Annotated in this window: 2 protein-coding genes; both read right to left on the bottom strand. The window is 41.3% G+C overall.

The genetic code is table 11. From position 1 onward, the window contains the following. Nucleotides 1-1255: glucose-6-phosphate isomerase (gene pgi, locus Q0688_RS15590; RefSeq protein ID WP_299078782.1), on the bottom strand; the 1255-nt coding region annotated here is incomplete at its 3' end. A gap of 98 nt (nt 1256-1353) precedes the next feature. Next, a partial coding sequence (gene tal, locus Q0688_RS15585; protein ID WP_299078777.1) for a transaldolase occupies nt 1354-2280 on the bottom strand: 927 nt, incomplete at its 5' end.

Below are 2280 nucleotides of genomic sequence, written 5' to 3'. Positions count from 1 at the left end.
CTAACATCGCGTGATGAGTTTTATCTTTATTTACCACGTTTAAAGGCAACATAAAATCAGCGGGTATTAAACTAGTGCCTTGATGAATAAGCTGGTGGAATGAATGTTGACCATTAGTGCCTTCACTACCCCAAATAACAGGGCCGGTTGCATAATCTACTTGGGTATGTGAACCGGCAATTCTTTTACCGTTACTTTCCATATCCAATTGTTGCACATAGGCTGGAAAACCACGTAAGTAATGATAATAGGGTAATAACACATGGCTTTGGGCATCAAAAAAGTTAACGTACCAAACTCCGAGTAAGGCTAAAATCATCGGTAAGTTTTGTTCCATAGGCGCTTGTTGAAAATGCTGGTCCATTTCAAATGCACCTTGTAATAAGGCCCGATAATTGTCGTAACCTATTGTCAGTGCAATAGGTAAACCAATGGCTGACCAAAGTGAATAACGTCCACCTACCCAATCCCACATTGGGAAAATATTCTCTACTGCCATGCCGAACTCTGTGGCTGCTTTAATATTCGATGAAACGGCAATAAAGTGTTTGGCTATATCTTGCTGAGTACCGCCTGCATTTAAAAACCATGATTTGGCGGTTAGGGTATTTTGCAGTGTTTCTTGGGTAGTGAACGATTTAGAAGACATTACCACTAAGGTTTCTTGATGATCTAAAGAGGCCAATACGTCTTGAATATGGCAACCATCAACATTGGCGACATAATGCACTTTAACCCCTGCAAACCAATAGGGTTTTAGCGCTTCAGACATGATTTTAGGACCAAGAAAAGATCCCCCAATACCAATCGCAACAATCTGTTTGAGTGGCTTATTGGTATAACCTTTACGCTCACCATTGTGGATGCTAGCCACAAAGTCTTGAATTTTTTGTTGGCAATCTAAGACTTCGGGCATTACGTCAACACCGTCCACTAACACAGGATTGCCAGAAAAATTTCGAAGCGCGGTATGTAAAACAGCACGATTCTCGGTGTGATTGATTATTTCGCCTGCAAACATGGCTTGTCGTTTTTCATTTACTAAACACTCATTGGCGAGCGCATGCAAAGCTTGCATAACCTCGTCGGTGATTAGGTTTTTTGAAAAGTCTAATTCGATACCACAAGCCGATTGAGTCAAGTTTTCAGCACGTTTTGGATCTGCCGCAAACCAATCACGCATGTGTTGGTTTTTTATCGTTGAGGCGAGTGATTGAAGCGCTTGCCAAGATGGAGTTGCAGTCAGTGCGGTCATAATTCTTCTCAATATTTGCTAAAAAACGAAATGTATCACTATGATTTAAAACACAAAAAGCGTCAAACTAGACGCTTTTATGCTTAAAACCTTTAAACTTATAGGTAACTTCTTAACATAGTTTCAAGTTTTACTTGGTCGATGGCAAAATTACGGATGCCTTCTGACAGTTTTTCGGTAGCCATTGCATCTTGGTTCATTTCCCAACGAAATTGAGTTTCAGTTAATGGCGCACCAGGCGTTTTAGTCGCGCCATTATCTTTTAGCTTAACCGGTAAAGGTGCGTCTGTTTGTGATAATTCTTCTAATAATCCCGGGCCTATTGTTAATCGGTCACATCCAGCTAATTCGGTGATTTCTCCGGTATTTCGGAAGCTCGCACCCATCACTACTGTGTTGTAGCCGTGGTCTTTGTAGTAGTTATAACTTTTGGTTACAGATAACACCCCAGGATCATCGGCAGATGTGTAATCTGTTTTACCGGTACTCTTTTTAAACCAATCCAAAATTCGGCCAACAAAAGGAGAAATTAGAAATGCACCGGCTTCGGCACAGGCTTGTGCTTGAGCAAATCCAAATAACAAAGTTAGGTTGCAGTTAATACCTTCTTTTTCAAGCACTTCAGCAGCGCGGATCCCTTCCCAAGTAGACGCCAACTTAATCAAAATACGACTTTTGTCGATACCTGCTGCTTGGTAAAGGCCGATCAACTTGTGGGCTTTTTCGATGCTAGCAGCAGCATCAAAAGACAAACGAGCATCCACTTCGGTAGAGATCCGTCCTGGAATGATATTGACAATATCGGTACCAATAGTCACAGATAACTTGTCGCCAGCATCAATAATTTGCTGTTCAACATCGTTAGATTGTTGTTTAGCCCATGCTACTGCGTCTTCAAGATGTGATTGGTATTGCGGCATTTCTGCGGCTTTAAGTAATAATGAAGGGTTAGTTGTGGCATCGACTGGTTGATATTTTTTAATGGCTTCTATATCGCCGGTATCTGCTACAACTGTGGTTATTTC

The organism is uncultured Paraglaciecola sp. (assembly GCF_937123705.1).
Lineage (GTDB): Bacteria > Pseudomonadota > Gammaproteobacteria > Enterobacterales > Alteromonadaceae > Paraglaciecola.
Note: the sequence above shows the minus strand (reverse complement) of the source record. Positions and strands in the feature narration are given on the sequence as shown.